The organism is Bacillus sp. ISL-4 (genome assembly GCF_018613275.1).
Lineage (GTDB): Bacteria > Bacillota > Bacilli > Bacillales > DSM-1321 > Peribacillus > Peribacillus simplex_E.
The window spans coordinates 14914-39479 of sequence record NZ_JAGGQN010000008.1 but is presented as its reverse complement, the minus strand read 5'-3'; the positions used below and the strand labels follow the sequence as shown (position 1 = coordinate 39479).

The window sequence follows — 24566 nt, the reverse complement described above, 5'->3', positions numbered from 1 at the left end:
TAATGATTGGTTAACAAGAGTATAAGATGCGACAGAGGTTAGCGACAGAGGTTACGGCAGTAACCACAAGCATGGTTTGTGAGGTCAGTCCTGCCCTTATCGCGGCATCACCGACAATGAGTCCGCCTACAACGGCAACTGTTTGCCCAACCGCTTTAGGTAACCTGACTCCGGATTCTCGAAATAATTCAAATAAAATGAGCATGAGAATGAATTCCATGGTGGCGGATAAGGGAAGTCCAAGCCTTGAAAGTGTGATGGTGGCCAATAACGGGAACGGCACCTGTTCAATATTGAAAGCGGAAATGGATATCCAAAATCCCGGCAATAAAACGGTAATGCCAAGCCCCATAAAGCGAAGCAGTCGCTCAAGGCTTACAAATAGATAAGGAAGATTCGAATCTTCTGCTGTTTTTATTTGCAATAATAATGTAGAAGGAGCCACGATTATTGTTGGCATTCCGTCCACGATTAGAATGAATCTTCCTTGATTGAGTGCTTCCACTACAAAGTCGGGGCGACTTGTATAATGAGTGAGTGGAAATATACTAAATTTACTGTTTGTGATCAATTCCTCCAATTGTTGGCTGCTCACCAATATATCAATATTTAAGGAGTTAATCTTGGACCTCACATTTTTGACCAGTTCTTTATCAATGATGTCATCCATATACATCAGTGCGACTTTCGTTTGACTGCGCCTGCCGACGATAAAGTCTTCATAGGCAAGCGATTTTGTTTTTAGCCGCTTTCTGATTAAAGCGGTATTCATGGATAAATCCTCGACAAATCCATCTCTTGGTCCTCTTACAGAGACCTCGAAGGAAGACTCCTCAGGCTGCCTGTTCGGAACATTGGACAAATTTATTGAAAATAACTTTTGGGTTGATGGAATGAATAATAAGGCGTTCCCGGAGAAAATCAGCTGTTGGACGCTATTGAATTCACTATCAATCGTCACTTTCTTCAAATCTATCAATGGTTTTAGCTTGTTGATCACTTCTTCTTCATCGATTCTCTCATCCAATTCCATCATTTTGTTTAACTTTTCCAAAATCCCTTCGTTCAGTAAACTGATATCGACCATACCCGAGCAATAAAAGATATGGACAGGAATGGGTCTTTCGGTTTCTCCGATATAAATCGTGTCAAATATGATATCCGAGCTTGAACTGAATAACTCCCGAAATGTCTCCTCCTTTAATTCAGGCTGGGTTGGTTCATTTTTGGATCGTTTCATTCTCATGTCGTTTCCCCTCCTTAGATCTAATGAACGTGCCGATAAACAAAAAGGCGGACAAAAGTAATAGGAAATAAAAAGCGCCAGGATAATAAAAGGTTTGGGTCACATGCAAAAACTTGAAATTACTGAATGGTACGATGGAGATGACGACCATGAGAAAGCCGACAGCGAAAAGAATTCCTACCTTCATTTTTTTCGTTTTCCTATTAAAAAAGACTTCAGTTATTAAGAATAATGCCAGTGAAACACGGATATAGGCACCAGCAAGCCATTGATAAATGGAAAAGAAATCTGTATGTTCGATATATTTTCCAATAGTCAGCAGCCGCCACTGTTCATAGGCAGGGTACCTCATGGCTTCGGCTAAGGTCGGGCCGAATTCAGCGAGTGCTGCTGTTAATGGACCTAGAAGTAGAAATACTAAACCGAGGCATATGAAAACCAATACTTTCAGACTGATTTTATCAGTAAGCTTTTCTTGGAAAAAAGCGATTAAAATCAGTTCGGCAAGACCATAACCAGAATACTGCAGGGCCTTAACGCCATGAAAATAACCATTCTCGAAAAGGGGAAAGAGGTGGCTATAGTCTTTAGTCGGCATATTTCCGGTCGCCACGAAAATGCCAAGAATGATGACTATTGGCAATAATACAGAAGAGCAAATGGCGATGGAGCGCATACCTGAATGGGCAAGGAAGATGCATAGCAGTGTAAACGGAATGATAATCGCTAAACTTGGGGTTTCAAAAAGAAAGCTTGTCGTGATCCAATCAATCGTTTCTTTGGTTGTTGCCAATACAAGGCTGATCAGATAAATCACGATAAAGAATAAAACGATATTTTTAATAGGTTTCCCAAATCTATTTTCAAGCCAATCCATAATGGATTGATTATTCATATTCTTAATTATCCTCGATAATATGTAGACCCAAATCGGTATCAATCCAATCATAAGGATAGAAAAAAACCAAGAATCCCTTCCGCCGGTGGATAGAAGGAAAGGGATCATAATAACGTGATTAAGAAGGCCGATTGATAAAAAGAAGATGCTAAGGGTTTGTATCGAACTGATTTTCTTCAAGATGATCCTATCCCCATTTCCATTGTTTAAAGATTGGATTGATGTAAATGCCATTCTTTTGTTATGGTTGCTAAATATGGAAATAGTATACGTGATAATGATTGGATTAATATTCCTGATGATTAATGAAAGCATGTGCAGGCTTGCAAAACAAAGAATTGCTGGTAAACAGGATTTGTCTCAATCAATAAAGAATATAGAATATATACTGGATGCTATTTTTATTGAACATCAGGGGGAATGAAGATGGATTTAAGATACCCGGTTGGAAAGTTTCAGTTTGACGGGAAAATTTCAAGTGATGTAGCCGAGGGGTGGATTAACGAGATTGAAGCTTTGCCTCGGATGCTACGGGAAGCGGTATGTAACATGGATGATGAAAGGCTTGATACAGCTTATCGGTCTGGAGGATGGACGGTCCGCCAGGTGGTGCATCATGTTGCCGATAGTCATATGAATGCGTATATTCGCTTCAAATTGGCCCTTACGGAAGAAAGTCCGGTCATTAAACCGTACGAAGAGGCGCAATGGGCAGGGCTGCCTGATTATGATTTGCCGATTGAAGTTTCTCTATCACTAATCGAAAGTTTACATATCCGGATGTGCAAACTTTTATCGGGTCTTCATGCAGACGACATGGGACGAACATTCATCCATCCTGATTCAGGAGAGGTGACGGTCGGTGAAAATATAGGCATTTATGCATGGCATGGACGCCATCATCTGGCCCATATTACTTCTTTATCAAAGCGCCAGGGATGGTGAATATGATTGTATCACCTGAAAGGTTGTGATTACTGTGAATGCTGAGTTGAAAATCGAACAATTAACATCACTCCGCGACCGCATTAATGAACTTACGGAACTTTTGATGCAGGTGGTGGAAGATGGCGCGTCCATTGGTTTTTTACCCCCCATGAAACGGTCTGAGGCTATTGATTACTGGGGCGGCGCCCTAAACCCTGATGTGATTCTGTTTGTCGCTAAATTACAGGGTGAGATTGTTGGGAGCGTACAGTTACATTTATGTTCAAAGCAAAACGGCGGCCATCGTGCGGAAATCGCAAAATTAATGACGCATACTCGTTATAGGCGAAATGGAATAGGACGTTCACTCATGCTAGAGGCTGAGAAGAGGGCCAAGCAGGAGGGAAGGGCATTATTGGTCTTGGATACAAGGGAAGGAGATCCTTCTAACTCCCTTTATACTTCATTGGGATATATACAGGCAGGCAGGATTCCTGATTATGCGAAATCTGCAAATGGTGAATTCCATCCAACCATTTTTTATTATAAAAAAAACGAATTGAATGGGGGAATGTATATGCAAGCTGTAATCAAAAAACAGGGTAACGGGATTATTGCAAGATTCGAACGCCTGCTCAATCATTCGGTGGAAAAGGTATGGAGTGCTTTAACGGAGAATGATAAAGTGGAAAAGTGGATGTCCAACCTGGAAATGAAGGACCTTCGAAAAGACGGGACCATAAAATTCAATTTCAATGATGGGTCAGGGGAATCTTTTGATATGAAAATAAGGGATTTCCGGGAATCTGCCGTTTTAGATTTTGATTGGGGTGACGGCTGGGTTCGTTTCGAGGTATCCCCTGAAAAGGATGGGTGCTCATTAGTATTGAAAGAATCCATCACGCCAGTTAATGATCATACATCAAAGGATTTGGCAGGCTGGCATGTTTGCCTCGATATGTTGAGTGATTTACTTAATGGTCATCATCAGGACTTCCCGATGGATGAATGGGAAAAATGGCATAAGGAATATACGGCCGCCATCGAACGACTTGATGGATGAATGGAATGCAAGTGAATAAATAAAACCGAAGTGATGCTACTGATATGAAGGAAGTTTTTTTGTTGATATACCAGCTGGTCCAGTGGCTACAAAAAACATTCAAGCCATCATCCAAAGCATTCTGTCGGATACAGAGGAATTGCTGAAAACGACCAATGAAACGAATCAAATCAGCAAGGATCAGAAAAATGCCTTTAATCACGGTAAGTGAAGCCATGAAAGAGCTGGAGGATTCCGCAGGAGGATATCCAATTCAATTCAGGAAGAAACAAGATCCATTGAAAGCATCAATCAACAAAAAGAAACGGTAATTAAAGTGATAGAAGAAATCACCGCCGTATCACAGCAAACGACAGCTTCATCCAATGAACTTGCCCAATATACACAGCAGCTTACACAGTTAATAAATGATTTGGAGGATACGCTGGGGGGAATTCCAGATAAAGAATTAGAGGAACTGAAAACATAAGCGTTGCAAAGGGGAGGCCACTAAAGTGGTTTTCCCTTTTTTTTATTAGATTGCCATATTACCATTCTGTAGGGACTTAACCATGATTCCTTGAACGGGCATCTCTCTTTAGTGGATAAAATCACTAGAGGTACAAAAGTACAATTTAGAGGGACTAGACAAGAATCCATGCTTATTTTACTAAGGGGAATAATATATAGGAATCGGACAAGTAGGGTCCAATGGCTCAAGGCCCAAAAAAGGGGAGAACAACATGCATTTCGAAATTGGAATGACTATTTTTGTGTTCGTCACGACAATGATAGTTATATTATGGAGACCAGGAGGTATCAATGAAGCATGGCCAGCTTCAATCGGTGCAGTGATAATTTTACTGACTGGCACAGTATCCCATGGCGATATTTTGGATATCATCAATAAAATCGGGGGCGCATCGATCACCATCATGGCAACGATTGTCATGGCCGTAATCTTGGAAAGTTTCGGCTTTTTTCATTGGGCGGCTGCAAGGCTTGCCATCCTGGCTAGAGGATCGGGATACCGCCTGTATTGGTACATTCAATTATTGTGCTTTTTAATGACCTTGTTATTCAATAACGACGGCAGCATCATGATTACGACCCCCATCTTAATCTTGCTTCTGAAAAATCTCAGATTAAAACCGCATGAAGCCATCCCGTATCTTTTGAGTGGAGCATTGATTGCGACAGCTTCGAGTGCGCCTATTGGCGTGAGTAATATTGTTAATTTAATCGCTTTGAAAATTGTGCATATGACGCTTTATATGCATACTGCCATGATGTTTGTACCCGCAACTCTGGGGTTGATCTTTATGTCATGGTTGATGTTCATGGTGGTCAAGAAAAAATTGCCCAAGAAATTACCCAACATCTCTTACGACATAGAGGAAAGTTTCTTCACTAAGAATTTCCACCCCTTAAAGGGGAAAATGACGGTTGAAACAAAAAAGCAACGCACTAGATTCATGTTGAAGGTATTACTCTATGTGTTTGTGGTGCGCTGTTTACTCTTTGTCGCTTCTTATTTTTCCATTCCGATCGAATGGGTTGCAGTACTAGGGTCTTTATCTTTGCTGGTCTGGAGATGGTATCATTTACGGACCAATCCTGTCGATATTTTAAAAAAGACCCCTTGGAAAATCCTGATATTCGCATTCTCCATGTATGTCATCATTTATGGTCTCCATAATGTAGGGCTTACAGCCGTGCTCGTAGAGATATGTGAACCGATTGTAAACCGAGGGTTACTGAGTGCAAGTTTTATCATGGGAGGATTAGTTTCGATTCTATCAAACATCTTCAACAATCATCCAGCGCTAATGATAGGTACCATTACCTTAACTGAGATGGGACTTGATCCCATCACCTTAAAAACCATTTACCTCGCTAATATAATTGGTAGTGACATGGGATCATTGCTATTGCCCATCGGTACTCTTGCCTCACTGATCTGGATGCATATCCTGAAACAAAATAAAATGAAAATAAAGTGGAAAGATTATTTAAGCGTATCCCTGATAGTGATACCAATAACGACAGTGGTGACACTGCTCTTATTATTTTATTGGGTGCAAATGATTTTTAGCTGAATAACCCCCTAGGAGGAGATAGTAATGAGTGATGCGTTTGCATTACTGGGTAAACAGATTGATGTCCAAATCTCTGGAAAAAAAACGTTCAATGGAATTCTAACTGATCTGAGCACGGATATTCTTGTGTTGTTCAATGGACAGCAGTTTTTGTACATTCCTATGCTGCACGTCCATAGATTCAATCTGAGTACAGAGATAGATAACGAGATTAAAAATCCTATGGAGTCCCCCATGATGGAAGACATGGGGTCGATTTCCTATCGTAAAACGCTAATGAACGCAAAAGGGGTTTTTTCAGAAATCCATGTTGCTGGACATATTCCTTTACACGGCTATATCACCAATGTTTTCAATGATTATTTTGCATTCTACTCGCCTGTATATAAAATGATGTATGTCTCGCTGCATCACCTTAAATGGCTTACTCCGTACTATCAAAATGCTTCACCCTATACCCTCAGTAAAGAAAGTTTTCCCGTCAACCCTTCAAGTGTGCCAATGCTACGTTCTTTGGAAGACCAATTAAAGAAAAATGCAGGAAAGCTAGTAGTATTTGATGGGGGAGAGGACCCGATGAAAATCGGTAAGCTTAAAAAGGCGGAAAACAACTTGGTTGAGTTAACGACAGCCAATGGGGATCATGTGTTTTTGAAGCTTGCACATATTAAAACGGTGTACATGCCATAGTTTCATAGAAAAGAGGGGAAGGTCATTTAAGCTTTCCCCTTATTTTCTTCTGCTAGATGATGGGTGATACCAACGGATTCGGGTTCCTGATCAAAAATCCATCGCCATCGTAATCGTAATCAATTTCCGTTTGATCTGTAAAATGGGAGTCCGATGGGTCGAGCAACATTTTTATATCATGTAAAACGAGTATTTCCTCGTGCTCTTTTTTAGAGATTGCCAAGCTTAATGTATAGTTCATCTGGTTACAGCAAGGTCTGTTTATGCCAAACCTCAAATACGTTTCCCCTCCCAAACTATGCTGCATATCTTTAATTGCCTGCCGGGCTTTCTCTGTCATTTTTATCAAAATGTTCACTCCTATATCGTTATCCACTTCATAAATAGGGCAAGCCGTATATGCACGTCATGATCGGGCTTCCTCTAATCTAACTTTACCCATTCTGCATAAAAAAATAAAATCCTCTACGAATTCTTCGATTTCCAACTTTTCTCGGGTGGGGGTGTTTTATTGAATCAGACTGATGATTTTATGTAAAAAATAGGCTAAAGGTTTCATTCGGTTCGCCGATAATATTGTTGTCATGAGTATTAAGGCATATCCACTTGGGTGGATGATAGGATAGAAGGTTCATATGATGGGATTTAAAATATTTCAGCGTATAAAGGAAGGGTTAAAATGTTTAATCGAAAAATAAACTGTATGATACTTACATTGGTATTCATGGTTTGTTTCACTTTTTTACCTGGCTTAAAGGCCGAGGCTGCAGATCCTGTGCATACTGTAATCTCTGGCGAAACGGTAGAATCGATTGCCAGGACATATGATATATCGGCTGAGCAATTAATGAAAACGAATGGTTTACCGGATGATAAGTTATTTGCGGGCCAAAAGTTGACAATCATTCAAACGGCGTATACTCCTTCCATCTATCAATGGTCGGAGAGAGGAAAAAAAATTGCGAGATATGCGAAATCCTTTATAGGGTTTAATAAGACAGCTGGAGAGGAGACGCCTGAAAAAGGGTTTGATTCGAGCGGGTTGATTCATTGGGTGCTTTCCCAGCAAAATGTGCCGGTTGACCGTTTGACAGTAGATGGTTTTTATAAGCAAGGGATGGATACAGCCACTCCGAAAACCGGGGATATTATATTCTTTCTGGAAAAAGACAGCTTAAAGGTCGTGACCGCAGGTATTTATGTCGGCAAAAACCAATTTGTCTATTCTGGATATGGTACAGAAACGGTTCAGGTGAGATCCACTATAGAAGATTACTTTGTAAAATACCAAGTCGCGTACAAAACATACACGCCAAAAGGAGAGCATATCGTCCAAACGGGAGAAACGCTTAAAAGCATATCGGAGAATTACAGCATTTCCATGAGTACGATCAAAAGTCGTAACGCGTTAAGTACTGATGAGTTGATGCAAGGGCAGTATCTGCAACTATACAGCAACCCGTTGTATCCGTTTTATGTAAACGAGGAGGCTGCATATGATAAAGCATATGATGTCATCAAGTATGCATACACTTTACGCGGATTTCCCTATGTTTTCGGGGGAGAAGATCCGATGACCGGAATGGATTGCAGCGGCTTCATTTATTGGGTCATGAAGGAGCAGGGTCTTTCCGTAAAACGGGGTTCCGCAGCGGATTATTTCTCATTGGTGCCCAAAATCGAAAATCCAAAGGCAGGGGATTTAGTATTTTTTAGCGACACAGGAACAAGGATGGGTGTGACCCATGTAGGTATATATCTAGGTGATGGCCGTTTTCTCCATACAACGGAAAACGCAGGCGTTCATATCTCCAACCTTTCGTCAGGTTATTTTGCCGAGAAATTCGAAAGCTTCGGTCAAGTTGAAAGCCTTTTGGACTAAGAAGGTCATTCAACCTGTTTATATTCAAGAGTCGCTTTTTCAATGGCAGTAATGAACCGTTTAAAAAGATCACATGGATTGACCCTGTTCTTACGGGTAAAGTCATCACCTTTGAAAAAGCTTTTTCTAAGCTTTGTGGAAAGTTCCAATTGCACGCCTGCACCCGTCTTGGATGAGTTGGTGATGTTGTTTCCTTTCATGCCTGAAAGGCGCTGCGGTGCATGATCAGTTTGAAATCCAGCTTTGTTGAGGCATTGCTGAATAAGGTTCTTATAGGGTTCATTCCTACCGCCAATGTAAACCAGCGCATTATGTACGTCGTAGTGGCCATGGATCGTAAGGGTGGTCTGAGCGTTCGCTGCCATTGAAACGCCGCCCGGTTCATTGAACAAGCAGGATGTTATATGGAGGACCTGGTTACCCCTTGGTTTAAGACCTTCGAATAGATAGGTGCTGGCACAAAGTCTCTCTCCAAGTGCGGCTGCAATCTCGCTAGTTCCCGGTTCGATGTTCCCGCCGTGTATGGCTAGAATTGCGATATCAGGATTCCTGTGATGAACGATGATGCGGTAATCGAGGTCTTCTTGTTCATTTTGCTGCAGTTCAATAAAATCAGTATAGCTATTTTCTTTCATGGTTATCCTCCGTATCTGAAGCGATTTAATCTTCCATATCCGATGACGGCAAAAATAAAAAAAGCGGGGATACCCCCGCTTTTTTTATTCTTCGACAGTCGTATACTGTTCTATTTTCTTTTGCTCTTCGGGTGTTAAAGTTTCTGTCCGTTTAAAGATATTCATGGTCACAAGCAGGGCTGCTATTAGAAAAACGGGTATAACCCAGCTTGTTATTTTTTTTACGATATTCATATTCTACGTCCCCTTATCCAACGCTAAAATTCATATGATATTTAGAAAAGGAGGGGCTGGATTGCACTCTTATTGCTGAGCTTTCCAGCTTCCATTTCTTCTTTTATCCCCAGCTCCGGATACTTGTCCATTTTTCTCGTTTTTAACGAGTACTTGAACCCCGCCGTAATACATGGGGGAAATCTTCTGGGTGACTTCATATCCTGAATCTTCCAAGTCTGATATTATTTCATCCGAAAGCCTGGATTCCGTATAAATCTTCTTTCCATCAAAGACGAACCGATTACGGTCGATGATATCCTGAAATGAGCCTTCATTCTCTGTATAGGAATAAAGGACCTGCATCAATACTTGAGGAATCCTATCGCCCCCTGGTGAGCCGATTCCGATTGATTCCTGCCCTGGTTTCTTGAGAATGGTAGGAGCGGTGAACGTTCTTGACCGTTTATATGCCTCTTGGGCGTTCAAGCCGGACCGGAAATTTTTCAATTGATCGTTAAGGAAAAATCCATTCGAATAATCACCAGATCCGAAAAAGTTACTGAGCGTATTTGTTGCGGAAACGACAGTGCCATACTTGTCCATGATCACAAAGTGTGTCGTACTTTCATGTTCTTCGGAACCATTCGATTCTTTATCTTCCCATTTTTCACTTTTGATCTTGTTTTTAAGATTGTCCAAGTGAATGGGGGAGAGCAATTTTTCCGCCTTAGAGTGACTTATTCCATCCCCAATATTGGCGGACCGATCTTGATAAGCGGTATCTGTGATGCCCCCCAAGACCTTCATATAAGTTGATTTGCTTGAAGAATCACCGAGGCTCATTTCCTCGGCGAGCTTTAACATTTCAAGAACGGTAATCCCGGAAAAGGGCGGAGGGGCGGTAAAAGCATCATAACCGGCAAATGTTCCTTGGACCGGCTTACGTTCTTTCACCTCATAGCGCTTTAAATCCATCAAGTCGATATCTGTTTCCTTTTTAATATCCCGTGCAATTTCCCCTTTATAAAAACCATCAGGACCTTCCTTTTGAATCTGCTTCAATGTTTCAGCAAGTCTTTTTTGGACAAGGGTTTTGCCTGGTTCAATGGCATCGCCCTCAGGATAAAATAATGATGTCCCATCGGAAGATATCCTTGGCTGAGCTGCTTCTAAGCGAGTTGATAAAGTCTCATCCACTTTAAACCCGCCTTCAGCCAAGTCGATCGCCGGCTGAAGAAGATCAGCCATTGGTACGCTCCCATACTTATCACTTATAACCTGCATGCCGGCCACTAAGCCAGGAATCCCTGTATCGTGTCTTGAACTTGGGTCTTCCGGAGAGGATTCACGATAATCGATAAAATTGGGTTCGCCGGATTCCGGTGCAATCAGCATACCACCGCCGCCGCCCACGCCAGATCCAAAAGGTTCAACTACACCTAATACATAAGATACCGCAATGGCGGCATCCGCCGCCGTTCCACCATTTTTTAATATATCCATCCCGACATCTATTGCGATTGGGTTTGAAGAACTGACCCCATATGATTGTTCCGTTTTACTTTCTATCGGATCATTCGTGTCAGAAATAGGGGGTGTCTTCGAACATCCAGCAATATATATGAGTATGCTTATGGGAATGAGCACTTTTCTCGTCATACGGTTAATCATCGATTATTCCCCCTTCTCGTTGAGCTTCCAAGTTGTTTCTCTTTTCACATAGTAGTATCCAATCGATCCTTACTGAATGGGCTGAATGTCCTGTTGTATAGCTTGTGTTGCCTTTTTCTCTTGTGCAGCTTTCTTTTCCTTTGCTTCTTTCGCAGCTTTTGCAGCTTTTGCTGCTTTTTCTTCTTGCTCACGTTGTGCCTTATGGTCGATTACCTTCTTGTGATCCATGGTAATCTCGATGCGATCCTCTTTTTTCGACCATTGGGCGTTTTCACTCGTTTCCTTCGTCAACTGACGGTATACACGTGATTTGTCGATTGAAGAGGTAGCTGGCCTTGGTGTTGCTTCTTCAATTTGCAGTGGAACGACATCGATTGTAGCTTTTCCGTCTTCCGCTAAATGGTATTGAACCATGGCTGAATCCTTTGTGCGTGTCCAGCCTTGATCGAAAATGAAATTTCCTAAGCTATAGAAAATGATTCCATCTTTATACACATCAAACGATTGAAGCACGTGTGGGTGATGGCCGATGATGATGTCAGCTCCAGCATCGATGATAGCTTTAGCCAGGTCCGTTTGACGGGCGGTTGTAGATGTTGAATACTCTTGTCCCCAGTGCATATTCACCACAACCAAGTCTGCGTTGCCTTGCTTGGCATCCCTTGCTTTGCCGATCATTTCAAATAATAAATCAGGGTTGGAGTTCAATAGTCCGGCTTTATCACTTTTTGACACGGCATCCTTACCGTAAACATCTGTGAAGCCAAGTGTTGCGACACGTACGCCATTAACATCCGCATAGTCGATGCTATTTTTAGCTTCCGTAGTGTTCGATCCAACACCGACATAGTGCATATCCGCACTTTTGAATTCATCAATCGTATCAAGAAGTCCTTGTTCTTCATAGTCCATCATATGGTTATTGGCCAAATTCACTACTGAGAAGCCAGCATCTTTAATAGCTTCCACACCGCTAGCATTGGAGTTTAACCGTATGGGCGTATCCGCTCCCTTGTAGTTGGATACTTCTTCTTTTAAAGCGGTATGTTCATAATTCCCACTGACATAGTCTGAATGGGAAAAATAGGGCTTCATATAACGGAAGAGGTATTCATACCCGTGCTTTTCCGTCACTTCTTCAACATTACGTCCCATCATCACATCACCGACCATTGTCATCGTCAATGGCTGATCGGATTTTGAAGCGGGTGTTTTCACTTCCTCAGCCCGTCCCATCCAAGTGGTAATGACTAAAGCGATTAGTAATATAGGTAGTATGATTCCAGTGTATTTAAGATTCTTTTTCTTCGTGCGTTTAATAAAGATAAGTGTTTTTTCTTTTGCATTTAAAGTCCGTTTCATTTTTTGCACCTCAGAATAGGTAGTACACGTTCATTAAACCGAAAGTCAAGCCGGATAATAAAAGCGTGCTGCCAAGTGTCAATGGCATTCCTTGTCTTTGTATGGTATTCGCTATCAATCCGGGTACGATTATACCGATTCCCCGAAACTCGAATATTTCAAATGGCATGACGGGGTAGACGAAGTCCAATAGGAGTTTCAAGCAAATCCCGGTCACCATCATGGCTGCGAATTTTCTTCTTCCGTATAAAATCACCCATCTTGAAAGGCCGTGAGTGACGATCAAATAAGTTACGACACTAATGATCAGGACGGTCAGCATGATTTCCCATTGGTCAAATACTAATGCCAAATAACCTGGCACGATAAGTCCTGCGGGTACGACACCCGTCTTTTCTGAAAATATAAGGCTAAGCGTTACTCCCAGTACTAGGGCTACATATAAATCCGATCCAAACATTAAGGTTCCTCCTACTTAACTTGCTTTTTGCTTTGTTTTAGATTTCATGAATGCTTCAATTAATGGTTCCGCTGCACCGTGAATATTCCCGACACCGTAGACGATGCGATTTTTCATCAATGGTCTGAGGCGGGCCACGATTTCTTCAGTTGACCAGTTTTCTAAATCCCAATATTCTTTTGTATCCAAATGACCTTGCTCGAATGCCCGAGTGATCGGTGATGTGGTTTCACCAATGGAAATGACGATTTCAGATTTTATGTAAGGCAATACATCTCTAGCAAACTGCTCGGTACGGTCCACGCGGTCGGGACGGCAATTCATGATGACGATAGGAAGTTCTGTGCTGTATCCGAACGTATTGACACGTTCCCAGATGTTCAGAGTCGATGACGCGTCATTTGCAGCAAAGCCATTGACAAAGAAAGTTGGCTGGATGGGATCCCCGAATTTGGTGATCCGCATGGCACCTGGATCGGGATGCGCATTCAACATTCCGCGAAAAGCCGTTTTTTCATCAATGCCCAAAGCTTCCGCAACGGCCAAGGCCAGTGATGCATTATCAGGAAATACCATATAGTCGAATTCGCGTAGAAAATCTTCCGAAATTCTAGAATTGTCTGCAACGATCACTTTTGTATTGCGTTCTTTGGCAATTTGCTTGAAAAAGTCCAAATATTCACTTTCGATGGTTATTAAGTGACCATTATAGGGAATGGTAGCAGTGAAAGCTTCAGCAACCTCATCCAAAGTCGGTCCCATGACATCCATATGGTCTTCCAATACATTCACGATTACCCCAATGTTTGCTTGGATCATTTTGTTTTGGAAGATTAGTTGATAGTCAGGCTGTACGGCCATGCACTCACAAACCAGTGCTTCCGTGCCTAAGTCGGCAACTTCTTTAACTACACGCCGCTGTTCTCCTATGTTGGGTCCTTCCGGGCGGCGTACAATCGGTTTTTCCTTATCGGTAAACCAATAGATCATTCTTGCTGATGTTCCTGTTGTTTTACCTACTGTTTTGTACTTAGCTTCCTGGATCACACCTGTAATTAGACGCGTTACAGTCGATTTCCCTCGAATCCCATTCACATTCACACGTACCGGGATGGAGTCGAGACGCTTCTGATGGCGTTTTTGTTCGAAAATGCCATAGCCAAGCAAAAAGATCGCACAAATAAATATCGGTGCCATTTTTTAACCTCTCTTTTTTTCAAATATTTGAATTACTGAATACACACTACATGATTTTAAACTTAATAGGCAAGAGCCAATTATTCTATCGTAATATAGTTATTATCAGCTTTTTCAAATAAATGTATATTGGGGTGTAATAGTATCTAATGGGATGAATTGTTTTATGAGTACAAAGATATGGCTGAAAATCGTGGGAAACCTCGGATTATTTACACTAAATTATGGAAAGTTTAATAAAAACCCATTTTGGTCAAAATCAAAGTAGTTTCATGAGCATTTGAACCTGATTCTTAATGGCTATATTTGAATAATAATTGGTTTTTAAAAGTGATGTTTATTACAGATTGATAATTGTTTATACCCATTGTTCGACATAAACGTAACAATATTTATGCATTTGTCATTCAATGTAAGATATTGCATCTAACGACTCAATTAGTTGAACTCTTTTGAATTTGGACAAAGATGAGTAAAAGAACACATCTCTTTTTTTTATAATTTTCCGTTTTTTCCTCAGAGAATACCCACGGGACTATAATTGATCTTTTACCTGAAACATGAAATAAACTAAAGTAAATCCATTTTTTTTAAAAAATACCTAGTTTCTTCTATAGATATAGTGTTTATAGAAGAATGCAAAATAAAAAAAAGCTCAGAAGCATATCTGAGCTTTCGGCTTATATATTGTTAATGAATGGAATGGTCACGAAACTCCGTTTATCATGGAGATTTAACGTTTGTGGGTCTTGAGCTGCAGCATCGGTAGCTGATTATGGAAGGAATCTGGTTAACTGGATTTCTTTCTGTCAGAAATCTCAAGGTTGGAGCCCTTTTTACCGCCATCAATCACATAAAATCTAGGAGCTAATCTCCTGCTTTTTCTTTGATTGTCAGGATTCATCTTCATATAATTTTCGTATTCTTTGCGAAAGAATTCTTCGGTTTCCCGTTCCAGTGCTTTTCTTTCGTTAAAATCTGTTATGAATTTGAAAAAACGTTTCATATGAATTCCTCCTTATGGGGTTAAAAGGTCTTAGTTTAATAGTAACATATCATTAGTAAAATTTAACCTTTTTTACAGATTTGGAGTGGGAATCGTGTTTTTTTGTGAATAAAGTTGTGAACGGTTAGATTCGAGAGAAAGCATGCAATGGATCCTTACTGAGTAGAAGTGCCCGTGCATGGTGTTGAAAGGAAATGTCGGGATTTGAAGTAGCGGTTATTGGAAGTGATGGTTATTTAAGTTAAAATATTCCTTTAATTAATTATACACTAAATATTCTGAAAATAAAGGAAAATATTCACTTCCAGCCGCTTTTGATAGATTTGCTTTTTAATGGTTTATTATTGTGTATAGTTATTTATTCCCCGAATATACGAAAATGAAACAACCCATATAATGGGAGGGAAAAGCAATTTCCCGCATGCATGTGTCGGGAAATTGCTAGTGTCATAATTGGAACTTCTTAACCTGTTCAGTCAGCAGTTCTGCCGAGGATGCAAGTTCACTGGCATGATTCGTGATTTCATCCATTGAAGAGCTGGATTGCTGAGCAGAGGCGGAGACTTGTTCGATTCCTGCCGCGGACTCTTCAGAAACGGCTGCGATATCTTCGATAGCCTGATTGATTTTTTTGCTATTTGTGGAGATATAGTTCAATTCGTCTGTAATATGCTGCATTTTCATTTCCATATTCCCGACAGAGTGATTGATTGTTTCAAAGGTTTGGCCTGTGAACGTGATCTGTTTCGTACCTTCATCCACTTGTGTATAACCATCTTCCAGGGAGTGGACGACTGCTTTTGAATCCGTTTGAATGGCGGAGACAATATTGGTGATATCCCCAACGGAGTGTGTGACCTCTTCAGCGAGTTTCCGCACTTCAACGGCTACGACGGCAAAGCCCTTGCCATGTTCACCAGCACGAGCGGCTTCTATGGCTGCATTCAGCGCCAATAGATTGGTTTGATTGGATATATCCTTGATGACCTGCACAAGCTGTGAAATTTGCTGTGATTGAGAATCCAGTCCTTTCACTTGCTCTACGGCATTTTTTACAATCCCATCAATACATTGCATCTGTTGGACCGAACTGCGCATTAAAATGGTGCCGTCCTTGGTCAAGGAAAGGATTTCAGTTGAACTTTTAGCTACATCCACTCCTTCTAGGCGGGCCAACTCGATTCTGCCGGTGAAATCATCCATCATCCGAACCATTTCAGCTGCCCGGTTGGTTTGTGACTCCGAACCTTCCGAAAGCTCGTACATTGTAGTCGCTATTTGTTTGCTGCCCTGCTGCACTTCATTTGCTGATTGAGTCAGATCCTCACTTTGGTTGAAAACGGATTCGGACATAACGAGCATTTTTTCGAGCGTATCACGAAGGTTTTTCTGCATTTGGTTGGCGGATACCGTTAATTCGCCCATTTCATCATATGACTTTTGCTCCAGGGGCTCATGATTCAGCTCTCCGTCAGCCACCATTTTCATCCTGTCCCTGATTTTAAGGAGAGGGGTGGTAATGAGGTTGGCAGTCACAAGCGCCAGCAGAAGGCCGATAAGGACTGCCGCAATGGATATGATGATACTTGTCGTCTTAACCGATTTCCCGCTTGCGATGACGTTTTCACCTGAAGTGACAATCAATTCCTCGCGTTCAGATGCAAGCTCCTTGAAACCCTCCATTACTTCATTGCTGATTGGCGCCACTTCATTTTTGAGTATCTCTTTCGCACGTTCTTCATTTCCCTTTTCATATTGTGGAAATACCCGGTCTACAATCATCGTCCTCCAATCCACGCTTTTCTCGATCAATTCCTTCGCTTTATCAGAATCGCTTAAAGCCAGGAGATCCTCCTGGATGACCTTGCTGTCTTCGGTATATTGTAAGAACCTTTCTTTATAACTCTCGTCACCATATAGAATATAGGCTCGGGCGAATGCGGTTCTTTGTGCTAGATTATATAGCAGCTTTTCATCTTGGATAAGAAGCGGAAGTTCCTTTTCGATGATATCTTGGGAATATACCAGAGACTTGTTGCTGCTGTAAATGTTGAATGCTCCTAAGATGACACATAAAGATATGATGAGTGAAAATGCCACCAATACCTCCTTTAATGCTTTTCAAATTAATAGACCCCTTTATCGATATTTTAATCACACTATTTTATCGGACGGATAATGGGATATTTAAGCAATGAAAAGATAACCAAGTTTTCCATCAAATCTAATATTCACTAAATATAATCATCTTGATTTATTATCGTTTTCAAGTTACTATTGACTTGGAAAAATATAATATTCCGCGTTAAGGCGGAAGAGGTTCTAGCTACCCTCTCAAAAAAACTAAGGAGAAACAGTGCTCTATTCTTAGGGTGCTGTTTTTTTCCGTAAAAAGGAGTTTTATAGAAATGAAGAAGAAAGAAAAGGCAGTGGTTGTGTTTAGCGGAGGTCAGGACAGTACGACGTGCCTGTTCTGGGCATTGGAGAGATTTGAGGAAGTGGAAGCGGTGACGTTCGATTATAATCAGCGGCATAGCTTGGAAATCGAATGCGCTCAAAACATTGCCAAGGAATTGGGCGTGAACCATCATATCCTTGACATGTCGCTGCTGAACCAGCTGGCACCGAATGCATTGACGAGAAGTGATATTGCAGTGACGGACGGAGAAGAAGGGGAATTGCCGTCGACGTTCGTACCAGGGAGGAATTTGCTGTTCCTTTCGTTTGCCGGAGTGCTGGCGAGTCAGATTGGCGCTAAACATATTGTCACCGGTGTCTGTGAAACAGATTTCAGCGGATATCCTGACTGCCGCGATGTATTCATTAAATCGTTGAATGTGACCTTGAACTTGTCGATGGACCAGTCATTTGTAATTGATACGCCGCTAATGTGGCTTAATAAAGAGGAAACATGGGAGCTTGCGGATCAGCTTGGCGCATTCGACTTTGTCCGCGAAAAGACCCTGACTTGCTATAACGGGATCATCTCCGACGGCTGTGGAGATTGTCCGGCATGTAATCTGCGGAAAAAAGGACTGGATGATTATGTAAGCAGACGGAAGGTGCTTTCATGATGTACGGTTTTACTATAGTGGATAAACTCCAAAAGATAGATGAAGATATTCAGCGCAGCCAATTGAAGTATACAAACAAGAGGGTTCTCGTGAGTAAGGAATTCACCTTTGATGCTGCGCACCATCTGCATGACTATGAAGGAAAATGCAAGAACCTGCATGGCCACACATATAAGGTCATTTTCGGATTGAGCGGGTTTACGGATTCACGCGGTTTGATGATAGATTTCGGGGATATCAAGGATATATGGAAAAATGAAATTGAAATCCACCTGGATCATCGTTATTTGAATGAAACCTTGCCGCTCATGAATACAACAGCTGAAAATATGGTTGTCTGGATATATGAAAAAATGGCCGAAGCCCTTTCATTAAAAGAATATGAGGGTGCTAGAGTCGAATTTGTTCGACTATACGAAACGCCGACAAGCTATGCCGAAGCCAGACGGGAGTGGATGGAAAGTGAGTAAACTCCCTGTTATGGAAATCTTCGGACCGACCATCCAAGGTGAAGGAATGGTCATTGGTCAAAAAACCATGTTCGTTCGGACGGCCGGCTGCGATTATTCTTGTGCCTGGTGTGATTCCGCATTTACTTGGGATGGCACCGGTAAGGAAGATACCGTCCAGATGACTGCCGAAGAAATATGGGATGAGCTGAAGCGAATTGGGGGTTCAGGTTTTTCCTTCGTGACGATATCAGGCGGAAACCCGGCTCTGCTGAAAAACCTAAACGGCTTGATAGCGATCTTACATGAAAATAAAATGAAGATAGGTGTCGAAACACAAGGGAGCCGATGGCAGGATTGGTTTCTCGATATTGATGAACTGACGATTTCACCTAAGCCGCCGAGCTCTAGAATGAGCACAGACTTTACGGTGCTCGACCAAATCATCTCGAACCTTGCCAATCGAAATCCGGAAAACCATGTCTCATTGAAGATTGTCGTCTTTAACGAGGAAGATTATCAATATGCCAAACATGTACATGGGCGTTACCCGGATATTCCTTTTTATTTGCAGGTCGGCAATGACGATAGCAGGACGGCGGATGATCGTCAATTGATCAGCAGTCTTTTGAAGAAGTATGAAGAGTTAATCGATAAAGTGATAGCAGATGATGAATTGAATGATGTGAAAGTGCTGCCCCAGCTGCATACCTATATATGGGGAAACAAGCGGGGCGTATAAAGAAAAGTGAGCAAAAGGCAGTGTGATGGCATAATCACACTGCCTTTTAAGCTTATTACAGCCTTTGAATGTGTGTAGCTTTGAAGGAAGATGTGTATTTGAGGCCATACCCAAATAAGCGATCCATCCCAATATGCGCTGTCCAAATTAAACCAATCATCAACAATGCATCAGACTTTAGAAAAATGGCAAGCAAAATCATGAAGATGGACAGGGTATAAGTGTGAAATAGGTTATAAACCTTTGCTCCAATTCGATCATTGACCAGATAGGCCAACATGGAAGCATCAGGAGACAAAATCAATAACAGGAAAATCCACCAGCTGAATTCATATAACGAATAGATGTAAATCACCGCTAAAAGAACCATAAGTCCTTCAATATGAAGGAATTTCTTTACCATTTTAAACCTCCCCAATGTTTATTTGACCAATGGTTAATAATGTTCGAAAAAATTATATGATGTTTCTGATTATATTTTTTACATGAAAATAAGCTAAGCCTTTTACATCTTCATAAGATAGTTCAGAATTAATATAAAAAGTGATGAATCCGTGAAGTGAAAGAAAAATCGACCATATGGATGCAGGATTCAATTTGTTGTCCGTTAGATCCGTCAGGGACTGGATTAGTTTTTCGTATGTTTTATTAGAATCGAATTGAAGTAACTGCTGAATTTCTTTTTCCTTCGATAAAAACATGATGGAATAATGATTCTGTTGGGTTAAACCAAACTCCAAGAAGCACAATAAAATCTTTTCCATTTTTACAGAAGGGTCATTTTCCGACATGATGATATCATCGATTAAAGTATTTAAAACGGAAAAATCCGTTTTCACCAAACTATAAAATATTTCTGCCTTGTTTTTAAAATGATAATAAATGGCTCCATGGCTGCAATCCAATGATTTAGCCAATTGCCTCATTGAGACATTCGAATACCCTAACGTTGCAAAAAGGTTTCTGGCTTCATTCAAGACCGTGTCCCTGGACAATTCTTTACCTGCCGATTTCCTTGGCGACATCTTGTCACCTCCTAATTTATTGACCACTGGTTAATAAAGATAATATCTCACTGATTTTCAAATGTCAATTATTAGATCATATTATAAAGTACCGTTTTTTTAGGATAAATTAACCATTTAATGAACTGGAATTTCACCTATGTTGCAAAGGAGGGGATGCAGGACATTGCCTATGGAATATTCCTGGCAACCAGTTAGCCTACTAATGGGTACAATGTTCTCTAACCCATAGCAACTCTATGAAACAGGTATTTGAATTTACAGCAATTTTTAATGTCCTGAAACAGAAAAAAGGAACCAACTATATATGCGCTTGACGCATTTTAGTACCATTAATATACTGATATGGTATTATTAGGATATTAATAGAGCGTTGGAGGGGATGAATAAATGAAAAAGAAATTCGGTATTTTGGGTTCAATTATCATAGTCTTGACCGGCCTTTTTTTATTCACTAAACCGTATAAAGATAAAACAAAACCTGTAGAAGACATTTTTAAAGTGAATCAACCAGACCAGGTAATAATAAATGAAATGATAACGATAGAAGGTATTGATGAGGTCAATCCAGGTGATATCGATTTGAATGATGAAGAAGAAATAATAAAATTGGCAAAAAAGCAATATGAGCAAAATGAAAAGGGGGAAATAATTTTTACAGAAAAAAATCAATGAAATCATCTACCTGTAATGAGTAAACTATTGGGGGGAGGCGGCAGTTATTGATAGTTTTGGATAGTATCTATGGGAAATACATTGTAGAGGGAGTTCTTGAAGAGCTGATTCTAAGCATACCCGTCCAAAGATTGAAGGGGATACATCAAGGTGGGGCAAGTTATTTAGTTAATGAGAAGTGGGACGTTACACGATTTGACCATTCACCTGGTGTGATGCTTTTAATTAAAGCGCTTGCAGGTTCATTGGAGGAACAAATCGCGGGCTTGCTGCATGCCGTGTCCCATACTGCATTTTCACATGTTATTGATTTCGTTCTGGATTGTAAGGATGAAGATTATCATGAAAAGATATATGAACATGTCATTATGGAATCCGAAATCCCATTTATACTGAAGAAGTATGGATATGATATATTGGCAAAGACCTTAAAATTGGCTTTGGCTAAAAAACTGATCAGCCTTGATGACCTACTCGGTACAGATGAAGAAGTCATGTCCTTGTTAAGCTCCACTGATAACCATGAGGTGCAAAATCTGTTAAAACGGATCCATGGTAACGTAAAGGTGATAGAAAATCAATTGGAATACGACATACATAGGAAAAATAAAGTGCGCCTCATTGATCCTTCCGTTATTCAAGGAACCCAATTATTAAGAGCATCCAGTTTATCAGAAAAAGTCAAGAAAATGGGAATTGAAGCCTATAAAAAAGCTTCGAAGGGCATATATCTAAAAGTGATTTCCGATTGAATTTCATGTCAAACAAAGTAAAAAACTCAAGGGTGATATTCATCCTTGAGTTTTTTCTCGGAAACATTTAAAGTCTCCTCCCGTATGCTTTCGACCTTGATTAACAAATGCAGAATTAGGAAAGAAGGTAAGACTTATCAAAAGGACACAACATGCTTAAAAATCTTAAGTACCATTGTGCTGGGAGTCAGGCACGCCCAACTGCATTTTTAATGATCTTTCTAATCTGAACCAGTACCCTTTAAGTATTAAAAAATTATGGATGCTCTCAAAGTATTAACCCCATTTTCTAAATAACCCTTTAAACATGTTAATGTATATACCCAACCTTCTTTTTGTCCTATCATTTTATTTATCAATTCAGGGTCGTCCTCTTTCAAACCTGATTCGTTCACTTCAATAATTGTACTCATTTTATCCAACTCTTTTAGTGTAATTGTAACAATCGTTTCTTGATCATTTCCTCCCCATGAGAAAACGACTTTCTTATTTTCCTCGACTTCCAATACATGAATAACCACTTCAGCATCGTATTCGTTATATCTCAATGTAAGCGTCCTGCCTTGTTCCCATCTTTCAGAACTCGATGAGAACCAGAAATTCCCGATTCTTTCTGGGTCCACTATGGCTTCAAACACTTCATTGGTTGGTTTGACTATTTTAAATTTCGTGATTATTTGCGTATTCATCACTATCAACTCTCTTTCTTTGTGTCTTTATAGTTTGCCACTGCCACTTAATTATCCCGATCTACTGTTATTGGCGGCAGGATCCGTCCAGTTTCAAGCAAGCTCTTCAGGTTACTTAGAATCGCTGGCCATCCATTATTCAAGCCTTCAAAGGTATTATCATCATATACGAAATCCGTCTCCAAAAGCTCATCATGCCTAAGCGTTAACTTCACAGTCGAATCATCCATAGGCTGCAGTATAAAAGTGACACGAGTAGGCTGCTCGCGAGGTGTTTCGTCTCCTATCATGTTCCAAGTGAACGAGAGCAGGTGCAGCGGCTCACACTTGAGTACTTTACCATGATCAGTAATACGCCCATCTTCCAGCAAATATTTAACGCTTGAGCCTTCTTGCCAGTCAGAATGGACTTGGCATCCAAAATGGTACTTCTTCGTGACTTCACCGCTCGTCAGGGCTTCCCAAAGCTTCTCTGGTGTGGTTGCGATATAAATAACATGAACAAACGATGGTTTTTTCATCATCTTTTTCCTCCTCGCATTTATACCTCTTATCAAGATCGTAACATTATTCTATCAATCATTGTCGGCTTTTCATATACAGCCGGTCAAGCAGTTTTCTGCGACAAAAATCGGCAGAGCCATTGCATTAACCATTGTCCGTGCAAAAAATCGGCCATATGGAAACTTCTTGATTTCCAATCGCTTTCAAGCTACGATAAATAAGGAAAATGATAATCCGCTCGGGCGGAAGAGGTTCTAGCTACCCTCTCAAAAAAACTAAGGAGAACAGTGCTCTTTCTTAGGGTGCTGTTTTTTCTGTATAAGGAGAATCAAGAAATGTTAAGAATTTTATTGTATTTAGTATCCATCATCACGGCGAATGTGGTTACAGCAGCATTTGCGCCATTACACTTTGGCATGTTCATCATTCCGATGGGGACATTGCTCATTGGGGGAACCTTCATCTTTCGAGATCTGGTCCAGAATAAATTCGGCCGCACGAAGACCTATATATGTATCGTCACTGCACTTATTTTATCTGCGTGTGTATCATTCTTATTAGGGGATACGTTATTGATCGTATTTGCTTCCGCATTATCGTTCGTGGTCGCAGAAACAGCGGATACGGAAATTTATACCCGTTTAAAACTCCCGATGAGTTGGAGGGTGTTTTACAGCGGAATCGTTGGAGGATTTTTCGATTCGGTGATATTTGTCGTAATTGGCCTAAGTCCGTTGGGTGCCAATATATTGCCATGGGAAGCAGTACCCGCTGCGGTCATCGGCCAAATCATCGTTAAAACGATCATTCAGTCAATTGGTGCCGTACTGTTGGGACGAATCAATGTAGAACTGGAGAAACGTGTAGTCTCCAGTTAAAGCTAGGAGGGATGCACTCGATGGATGGAACCAAAAAAGAAGAAAATAAATGCTATTGCCTCGAGGCCTTTCGTGAAAAATATGGCCCGCATGTTCAAGGGGAATGTATGAAGCTCTCCTGCGCCAATTATCGCAAGCATAAAGGAATAGACAAAAAAGGACCTAATTAGGTCCTTTTTTTGCGTGAATGGAGTAACTCACGAGTAAAGTCCGATATTCTGAGTGCAGCATGAATTCACGAGTAAATAGAGCAAACTCACGAGTAAAACAGCAAAATTCCGAGTGCAGCACCAATTTACGAGTAAAAGTGCAAAACTCACGAGTAAAAGTGCGAAACTCACGAGTAAACGGTGCGAAATCATGAGTGGAGCATCAATTTACGAGTAAATAGAGCAAACTCACGAGTAAAAGTGCAAAAGTAAACGGTGCGAAATCATGAGTGCAGCA

General features: G+C 40.8%; 33 protein-coding genes, 2 pseudogenes and 2 riboswitches. Of the genes and pseudogenes, 18 read left to right on the top strand and 17 right to left on the bottom strand.

The features are described 5' to 3' along the window. Positions 1 to 10: 10 nt before the first annotated feature. Positions 11 to 1246 carry a spore germination protein gene (locus J7J00_RS05410; RefSeq protein WP_214788440.1) on the bottom strand — a complete coding sequence of 412 codons (1236 nt, stop codon included), beginning with the start codon at positions 1244 to 1246 and terminating at the stop codon, positions 11 to 13. Then, positions 1221 to 2378, bottom strand: a complete 1158-nt coding sequence (locus J7J00_RS05405) for a GerAB/ArcD/ProY family transporter (RefSeq protein WP_286201186.1) — start codon at positions 2376 to 2378, stop codon at positions 1221 to 1223. Before J7J00_RS05405 ends, J7J00_RS05410 begins: the two co-directional genes overlap by 26 nt. Here J7J00_RS05405 and J7J00_RS05400 point away from each other — a divergent pair. From J7J00_RS05400 to J7J00_RS05370, 9 genes and pseudogenes are all read left to right on the top strand, one after another. Then, positions 2290 to 2568, top strand: coding sequence for a hypothetical protein (locus J7J00_RS05400; RefSeq protein ID WP_214788589.1), 279 nt, complete (start codon positions 2290 to 2292; stop codon positions 2566 to 2568). The two genes, J7J00_RS05405 and J7J00_RS05400, sit on opposite strands and share 89 nt — an antisense overlap. Before the next feature lie 2 nt (positions 2569 to 2570). Continuing rightward, on the top strand, positions 2571 to 3089 hold the full coding sequence (locus J7J00_RS05395; RefSeq protein WP_396020487.1) for a YfiT family bacillithiol transferase: 519 nt from the start codon (positions 2571 to 2573) through the stop codon (positions 3087 to 3089). A gap of 34 nt (positions 3090 to 3123) precedes the next feature. Then, positions 3124 to 3621 (top strand): annotated as a pseudogene (locus J7J00_RS27905) (N-acetyltransferase family protein); the annotation flags it as partial. 21 nt (positions 3622 to 3642) lie between these two features. Then, entirely contained in the window at positions 3643 to 4134 is a 492-nt protein-coding gene (locus J7J00_RS27900; RefSeq protein WP_309487141.1) for an SRPBCC family protein, read from the top strand. 82 nt (positions 4135 to 4216) lie between these two features. Continuing rightward, on the top strand, positions 4217 to 4345 hold the full coding sequence (locus J7J00_RS27895) for a hypothetical protein (RefSeq protein WP_286201185.1): 129 nt from the start codon (positions 4217 to 4219) through the stop codon (positions 4343 to 4345). Next, entirely contained in the window at positions 4290 to 4445 is a 156-nt protein-coding gene (locus tag J7J00_RS05385) for a hypothetical protein (RefSeq protein ID WP_214788431.1), read from the top strand. The genes J7J00_RS27895 and J7J00_RS05385 overlap by 56 nt, the downstream gene beginning before the upstream one ends. 5 nt (positions 4446 to 4450) lie before the next feature. Further along, positions 4451 to 4603, top strand: a complete 153-nt coding sequence (locus J7J00_RS05380; protein WP_214788428.1) for a hypothetical protein — start codon at positions 4451 to 4453, stop codon at positions 4601 to 4603. A 253-nt stretch (positions 4604 to 4856) separates the two neighbouring features. Next, positions 4857 to 6212, top strand: a complete 1356-nt coding sequence (locus J7J00_RS05375) for an arsenic transporter (protein WP_214788425.1) — start codon at positions 4857 to 4859, stop codon at positions 6210 to 6212. A 24-nt stretch (positions 6213 to 6236) separates the two neighbouring features. Continuing rightward, complete coding sequence (locus J7J00_RS05370; RefSeq protein WP_214788422.1) at positions 6237 to 6902, top strand: DUF2642 domain-containing protein; 666 nt, start codon at positions 6237 to 6239, stop codon at positions 6900 to 6902. 52 nt (positions 6903 to 6954) lie between these two features. On the opposite strand, the gene J7J00_RS05365 is transcribed toward J7J00_RS05370, so the two are convergent. Further along, the gene (locus tag J7J00_RS05365; RefSeq protein ID WP_286201194.1) at positions 6955 to 7242 is read right to left on the bottom strand and encodes a HesB/IscA family protein; all 288 of its coding nucleotides are present in this window, start codon (positions 7240 to 7242) and stop codon (positions 6955 to 6957) included. Between the two features lie 363 nt (positions 7243 to 7605). Here J7J00_RS05365 and J7J00_RS05360 point away from each other — a divergent pair, with 363 nt between their 5' ends. Then, positions 7606 to 8784 (top strand): C40 family peptidase, encoded by a 1179-nt coding sequence (locus J7J00_RS05360; RefSeq protein ID WP_214788416.1) that lies wholly within the window; start codon positions 7606 to 7608, stop codon positions 8782 to 8784. Between the two features lie 5 nt (positions 8785 to 8789). Here the strand turns inward: J7J00_RS05360 and J7J00_RS05355 are convergent, their stop codons facing one another. The 9 genes and pseudogenes from J7J00_RS05355 to J7J00_RS28820 form a co-directional block, all read right to left on the bottom strand. After that, positions 8790 to 9419 (bottom strand): poly-gamma-glutamate hydrolase family protein, encoded by a 630-nt coding sequence (locus J7J00_RS05355; RefSeq protein ID WP_214788413.1) that lies wholly within the window; start codon positions 9417 to 9419, stop codon positions 8790 to 8792. An 84-nt stretch (positions 9420 to 9503) separates the two neighbouring features. Continuing rightward, positions 9504 to 9653 carry a CapE family protein gene (locus J7J00_RS05350; protein ID WP_179891205.1) on the bottom strand — a complete coding sequence of 50 codons (150 nt, stop codon included), beginning with the start codon at positions 9651 to 9653 and terminating at the stop codon, positions 9504 to 9506. A 69-nt stretch (positions 9654 to 9722) separates the two neighbouring features. Beyond that, on the bottom strand, positions 9723 to 11306 hold the full coding sequence (locus tag J7J00_RS05345) for a gamma-glutamyltransferase family protein (RefSeq protein ID WP_214788410.1): 1584 nt from the start codon (positions 11304 to 11306) through the stop codon (positions 9723 to 9725). A gap of 69 nt (positions 11307 to 11375) precedes the next feature. Beyond that, positions 11376 to 12668 (bottom strand): CapA family protein, encoded by a 1293-nt coding sequence (locus J7J00_RS05340; protein WP_214788407.1) that lies wholly within the window; start codon positions 12666 to 12668, stop codon positions 11376 to 11378. Positions 12669 to 12678: 10 nt separating this feature from the next. Further along, positions 12679 to 13128, bottom strand: coding sequence for a poly-gamma-glutamate biosynthesis protein PgsC (gene pgsC, locus J7J00_RS05335; protein WP_214788404.1), 450 nt, complete (start codon positions 13126 to 13128; stop codon positions 12679 to 12681). Positions 13129 to 13143: 15 nt separating this feature from the next. Next, positions 13144 to 14325, bottom strand: coding sequence for a poly-gamma-glutamate synthase PgsB (gene pgsB / locus J7J00_RS05330; RefSeq protein ID WP_214788389.1), 1182 nt, complete (start codon positions 14323 to 14325; stop codon positions 13144 to 13146). A gap of 790 nt (positions 14326 to 15115) precedes the next feature. Beyond that, complete coding sequence (locus J7J00_RS05325) at positions 15116 to 15331, bottom strand: hypothetical protein (RefSeq protein ID WP_214788386.1); 216 nt, start codon at positions 15329 to 15331, stop codon at positions 15116 to 15118. Positions 15332 to 15778: 447 nt separating this feature from the next. After that, on the bottom strand, positions 15779 to 16597 hold the full coding sequence (locus J7J00_RS28825) for a methyl-accepting chemotaxis protein (RefSeq protein ID WP_396020490.1): 819 nt from the start codon (positions 16595 to 16597) through the stop codon (positions 15779 to 15781). Between the two features lie 120 nt (positions 16598 to 16717). Further along, positions 16718 to 17014: pseudogene (locus J7J00_RS28820) on the bottom strand (HAMP domain-containing protein); the annotation flags it as partial. Between the two features lie 627 nt (positions 17015 to 17641). Continuing rightward, positions 17642 to 17684, top strand: a riboswitch (PreQ1 riboswitch). A 55-nt stretch (positions 17685 to 17739) separates the two neighbouring features. On the opposite strand from J7J00_RS28820, the gene queC reads away from it, so the two are divergent. The 3 genes from queC to queE are packed head-to-tail and all read left to right on the top strand — an operon-like array spanning position 17740 to position 19596. Continuing rightward, the gene (gene queC / locus J7J00_RS05315) at positions 17740 to 18405 is read left to right on the top strand and encodes a 7-cyano-7-deazaguanine synthase QueC (protein ID WP_098186021.1); all 666 of its coding nucleotides are present in this window, start codon (positions 17740 to 17742) and stop codon (positions 18403 to 18405) included. Next, on the top strand, positions 18405 to 18875 hold the full coding sequence (gene queD, locus J7J00_RS05310) for a 6-carboxytetrahydropterin synthase QueD (protein WP_214788380.1): 471 nt from the start codon (positions 18405 to 18407) through the stop codon (positions 18873 to 18875). Before queC ends, queD begins: the two co-directional genes overlap by 1 nt. Continuing rightward, positions 18868 to 19596, top strand: coding sequence for a 7-carboxy-7-deazaguanine synthase QueE (gene queE / locus J7J00_RS05305; protein ID WP_214788377.1), 729 nt, complete (start codon positions 18868 to 18870; stop codon positions 19594 to 19596). The genes queD and queE overlap by 8 nt, the downstream gene beginning before the upstream one ends. 55 nt (positions 19597 to 19651) lie before the next feature. On the opposite strand, the gene J7J00_RS05300 is transcribed toward queE, so the two are convergent. Together J7J00_RS05300 and J7J00_RS05295 are read right to left on the bottom strand one after the other, a co-directional pair. Further along, positions 19652 to 19999: a DUF4260 domain-containing protein gene (locus tag J7J00_RS05300; RefSeq protein WP_214788374.1), complete on the bottom strand. Its 348-nt coding sequence runs from the start codon at positions 19997 to 19999 to the stop codon at positions 19652 to 19654. 52 nt (positions 20000 to 20051) lie between these two features. Then, positions 20052 to 20621 carry a TetR/AcrR family transcriptional regulator gene (locus J7J00_RS05295; RefSeq protein ID WP_214788371.1) on the bottom strand — a complete coding sequence of 190 codons (570 nt, stop codon included), beginning with the start codon at positions 20619 to 20621 and terminating at the stop codon, positions 20052 to 20054. A 390-nt stretch (positions 20622 to 21011) separates the two neighbouring features. On the opposite strand from J7J00_RS05295, the gene J7J00_RS05290 reads away from it, so the two are divergent. Together J7J00_RS05290 and J7J00_RS05285 are read left to right on the top strand one after the other, a co-directional pair. Next, entirely contained in the window at positions 21012 to 21296 is a 285-nt protein-coding gene (locus J7J00_RS05290; RefSeq protein WP_214788369.1) for a hypothetical protein, read from the top strand. Positions 21297 to 21343: 47 nt separating this feature from the next. Continuing rightward, entirely contained in the window at positions 21344 to 22048 is a 705-nt protein-coding gene (locus J7J00_RS05285) for an HD domain-containing protein (protein ID WP_214788366.1), read from the top strand. A 248-nt stretch (positions 22049 to 22296) separates the two neighbouring features. Here the strand turns inward: J7J00_RS05285 and J7J00_RS05280 are convergent, their stop codons facing one another. Both J7J00_RS05280 and J7J00_RS05275 read right to left on the bottom strand, forming a co-directional pair. Next, a complete protein-coding gene (locus J7J00_RS05280) occupies positions 22297 to 22737 on the bottom strand; it encodes an SRPBCC family protein (RefSeq protein WP_214788363.1) in 441 nt (146 codons plus the stop codon). 47 nt (positions 22738 to 22784) lie between these two features. Further along, entirely contained in the window at positions 22785 to 23258 is a 474-nt protein-coding gene (locus J7J00_RS05275; RefSeq protein WP_214788358.1) for an SRPBCC family protein, read from the bottom strand. A gap of 61 nt (positions 23259 to 23319) precedes the next feature. Between J7J00_RS05275 and J7J00_RS05270 the strand changes: the two genes are divergently transcribed. The 3 genes from J7J00_RS05270 (at position 23320) to J7J00_RS05260 (ending at position 24289) form a co-directional block, all read left to right on the top strand. Further along, positions 23320 to 23499 (top strand): hypothetical protein, encoded by a 180-nt coding sequence (locus J7J00_RS05270; protein ID WP_214788355.1) that lies wholly within the window; start codon positions 23320 to 23322, stop codon positions 23497 to 23499. After that, positions 23484 to 23526, top strand: a riboswitch (PreQ1 riboswitch). (Overlaps the previous gene by 16 nt.) Before the next feature lie 50 nt (positions 23527 to 23576). Beyond that, positions 23577 to 24119, top strand: a complete 543-nt coding sequence (locus J7J00_RS05265; protein ID WP_214788352.1) for a VUT family protein — start codon at positions 23577 to 23579, stop codon at positions 24117 to 24119. A 20-nt stretch (positions 24120 to 24139) separates the two neighbouring features. Continuing rightward, positions 24140 to 24289 carry a hypothetical protein gene (locus J7J00_RS05260; RefSeq protein WP_214788349.1) on the top strand — a complete coding sequence of 50 codons (150 nt, stop codon included), beginning with the start codon at positions 24140 to 24142 and terminating at the stop codon, positions 24287 to 24289. 27 nt (positions 24290 to 24316) lie between these two features. Here the strand turns inward: J7J00_RS05260 and J7J00_RS05255 are convergent, their stop codons facing one another. After that, positions 24317 to 24481, bottom strand: coding sequence for a hypothetical protein (locus tag J7J00_RS05255; protein WP_214788346.1), 165 nt, complete (start codon positions 24479 to 24481; stop codon positions 24317 to 24319). Between the last annotated feature and the right edge of the window lie 85 nt (positions 24482 to 24566).

Bases quoted from the DNA above. Each gene is read 5' to 3' on its own strand.
- pgsB (WP_214788389.1), bottom strand. From the start codon at position 14,325: ATGGCACCGATATTTATTTGTGCGATCTTTTTGCTTGGCTATGGCATT.
- J7J00_RS05400 (WP_214788589.1), top strand. From the start codon at position 2,290: ATGCTAAGGGTTTGTATCGAACTGATTTTCTTCAAGATGATCCTATCC.
- J7J00_RS05325 (WP_214788386.1), bottom strand. From the start codon at position 15,331: ATGAAACGTTTTTTCAAATTCATAACAGATTTTAACGAAAGAAAAGCA.
- J7J00_RS05345 (WP_214788410.1), bottom strand. From the start codon at position 11,306: ATGATTAACCGTATGACGAGAAAAGTGCTCATTCCCATAAGCATACTC.
- J7J00_RS05260 (WP_214788349.1), top strand. From the start codon at position 24,140: ATGGATGGAACCAAAAAAGAAGAAAATAAATGCTATTGCCTCGAGGCC.
- J7J00_RS05370 (WP_214788422.1), top strand. From the start codon at position 6,237: ATGAGTGATGCGTTTGCATTACTGGGTAAACAGATTGATGTCCAAATC.
- J7J00_RS05395 (WP_396020487.1), top strand. From the start codon at position 2,571: ATGGATTTAAGATACCCGGTTGGAAAGTTTCAGTTTGACGGGAAAATT.
- J7J00_RS05365 (WP_286201194.1), bottom strand. From the start codon at position 7,242: ATGACAGAGAAAGCCCGGCAGGCAATTAAAGATATGCAGCATAGTTTG.
- J7J00_RS28825 (WP_396020490.1), bottom strand. From the start codon at position 16,597: ATGTACGAGCTTTCGGAAGGTTCGGAGTCACAAACCAACCGGGCAGCT.
- J7J00_RS05375 (WP_214788425.1), top strand. From the start codon at position 4,857: ATGCATTTCGAAATTGGAATGACTATTTTTGTGTTCGTCACGACAATG.
- J7J00_RS05300 (WP_214788374.1), bottom strand. From the start codon at position 19,999: ATGGTAAAGAAATTCCTTCATATTGAAGGACTTATGGTTCTTTTAGCG.
- J7J00_RS05340 (WP_214788407.1), bottom strand. From the start codon at position 12,668: ATGAAACGGACTTTAAATGCAAAAGAAAAAACACTTATCTTTATTAAA.
- J7J00_RS05405 (WP_286201186.1), bottom strand. From the start codon at position 2,378: ATGGCATTTACATCAATCCAATCTTTAAACAATGGAAATGGGGATAGG.
- pgsC (WP_214788404.1), bottom strand. From the start codon at position 13,128: ATGTTTGGATCGGATTTATATGTAGCCCTAGTACTGGGAGTAACGCTT.
- J7J00_RS05255 (WP_214788346.1), bottom strand. From the start codon at position 24,481: ATGATTTCGCACCGTTTACTCGTGAGTTTCGCACTTTTACTCGTGAGT.
- queD (WP_214788380.1), top strand. From the start codon at position 18,405: ATGTACGGTTTTACTATAGTGGATAAACTCCAAAAGATAGATGAAGAT.
- J7J00_RS05275 (WP_214788358.1), bottom strand. From the start codon at position 23,258: ATGAAAAAACCATCGTTTGTTCATGTTATTTATATCGCAACCACACCA.
- J7J00_RS05290 (WP_214788369.1), top strand. From the start codon at position 21,012: ATGAAAAAGAAATTCGGTATTTTGGGTTCAATTATCATAGTCTTGACC.
- J7J00_RS27900 (WP_309487141.1), top strand. From the start codon at position 3,643: ATGTATATGCAAGCTGTAATCAAAAAACAGGGTAACGGGATTATTGCA.
- J7J00_RS05265 (WP_214788352.1), top strand. From the start codon at position 23,577: ATGTTAAGAATTTTATTGTATTTAGTATCCATCATCACGGCGAATGTG.
- J7J00_RS05410 (WP_214788440.1), bottom strand. From the start codon at position 1,246: ATGAGAATGAAACGATCCAAAAATGAACCAACCCAGCCTGAATTAAAG.
- J7J00_RS05295 (WP_214788371.1), bottom strand. From the start codon at position 20,621: ATGTCGCCAAGGAAATCGGCAGGTAAAGAATTGTCCAGGGACACGGTC.
- J7J00_RS05350 (WP_179891205.1), bottom strand. From the start codon at position 9,653: ATGAATATCGTAAAAAAAATAACAAGCTGGGTTATACCCGTTTTTCTA.
- J7J00_RS05280 (WP_214788363.1), bottom strand. From the start codon at position 22,737: ATGAATACGCAAATAATCACGAAATTTAAAATAGTCAAACCAACCAAT.
- queC (WP_098186021.1), top strand. From the start codon at position 17,740: ATGAAGAAGAAAGAAAAGGCAGTGGTTGTGTTTAGCGGAGGTCAGGAC.
- J7J00_RS05360 (WP_214788416.1), top strand. From the start codon at position 7,606: ATGATACTTACATTGGTATTCATGGTTTGTTTCACTTTTTTACCTGGC.
- J7J00_RS05355 (WP_214788413.1), bottom strand. From the start codon at position 9,419: ATGAAAGAAAATAGCTATACTGATTTTATTGAACTGCAGCAAAATGAA.
- J7J00_RS05385 (WP_214788431.1), top strand. From the start codon at position 4,290: ATGAAACGAATCAAATCAGCAAGGATCAGAAAAATGCCTTTAATCACG.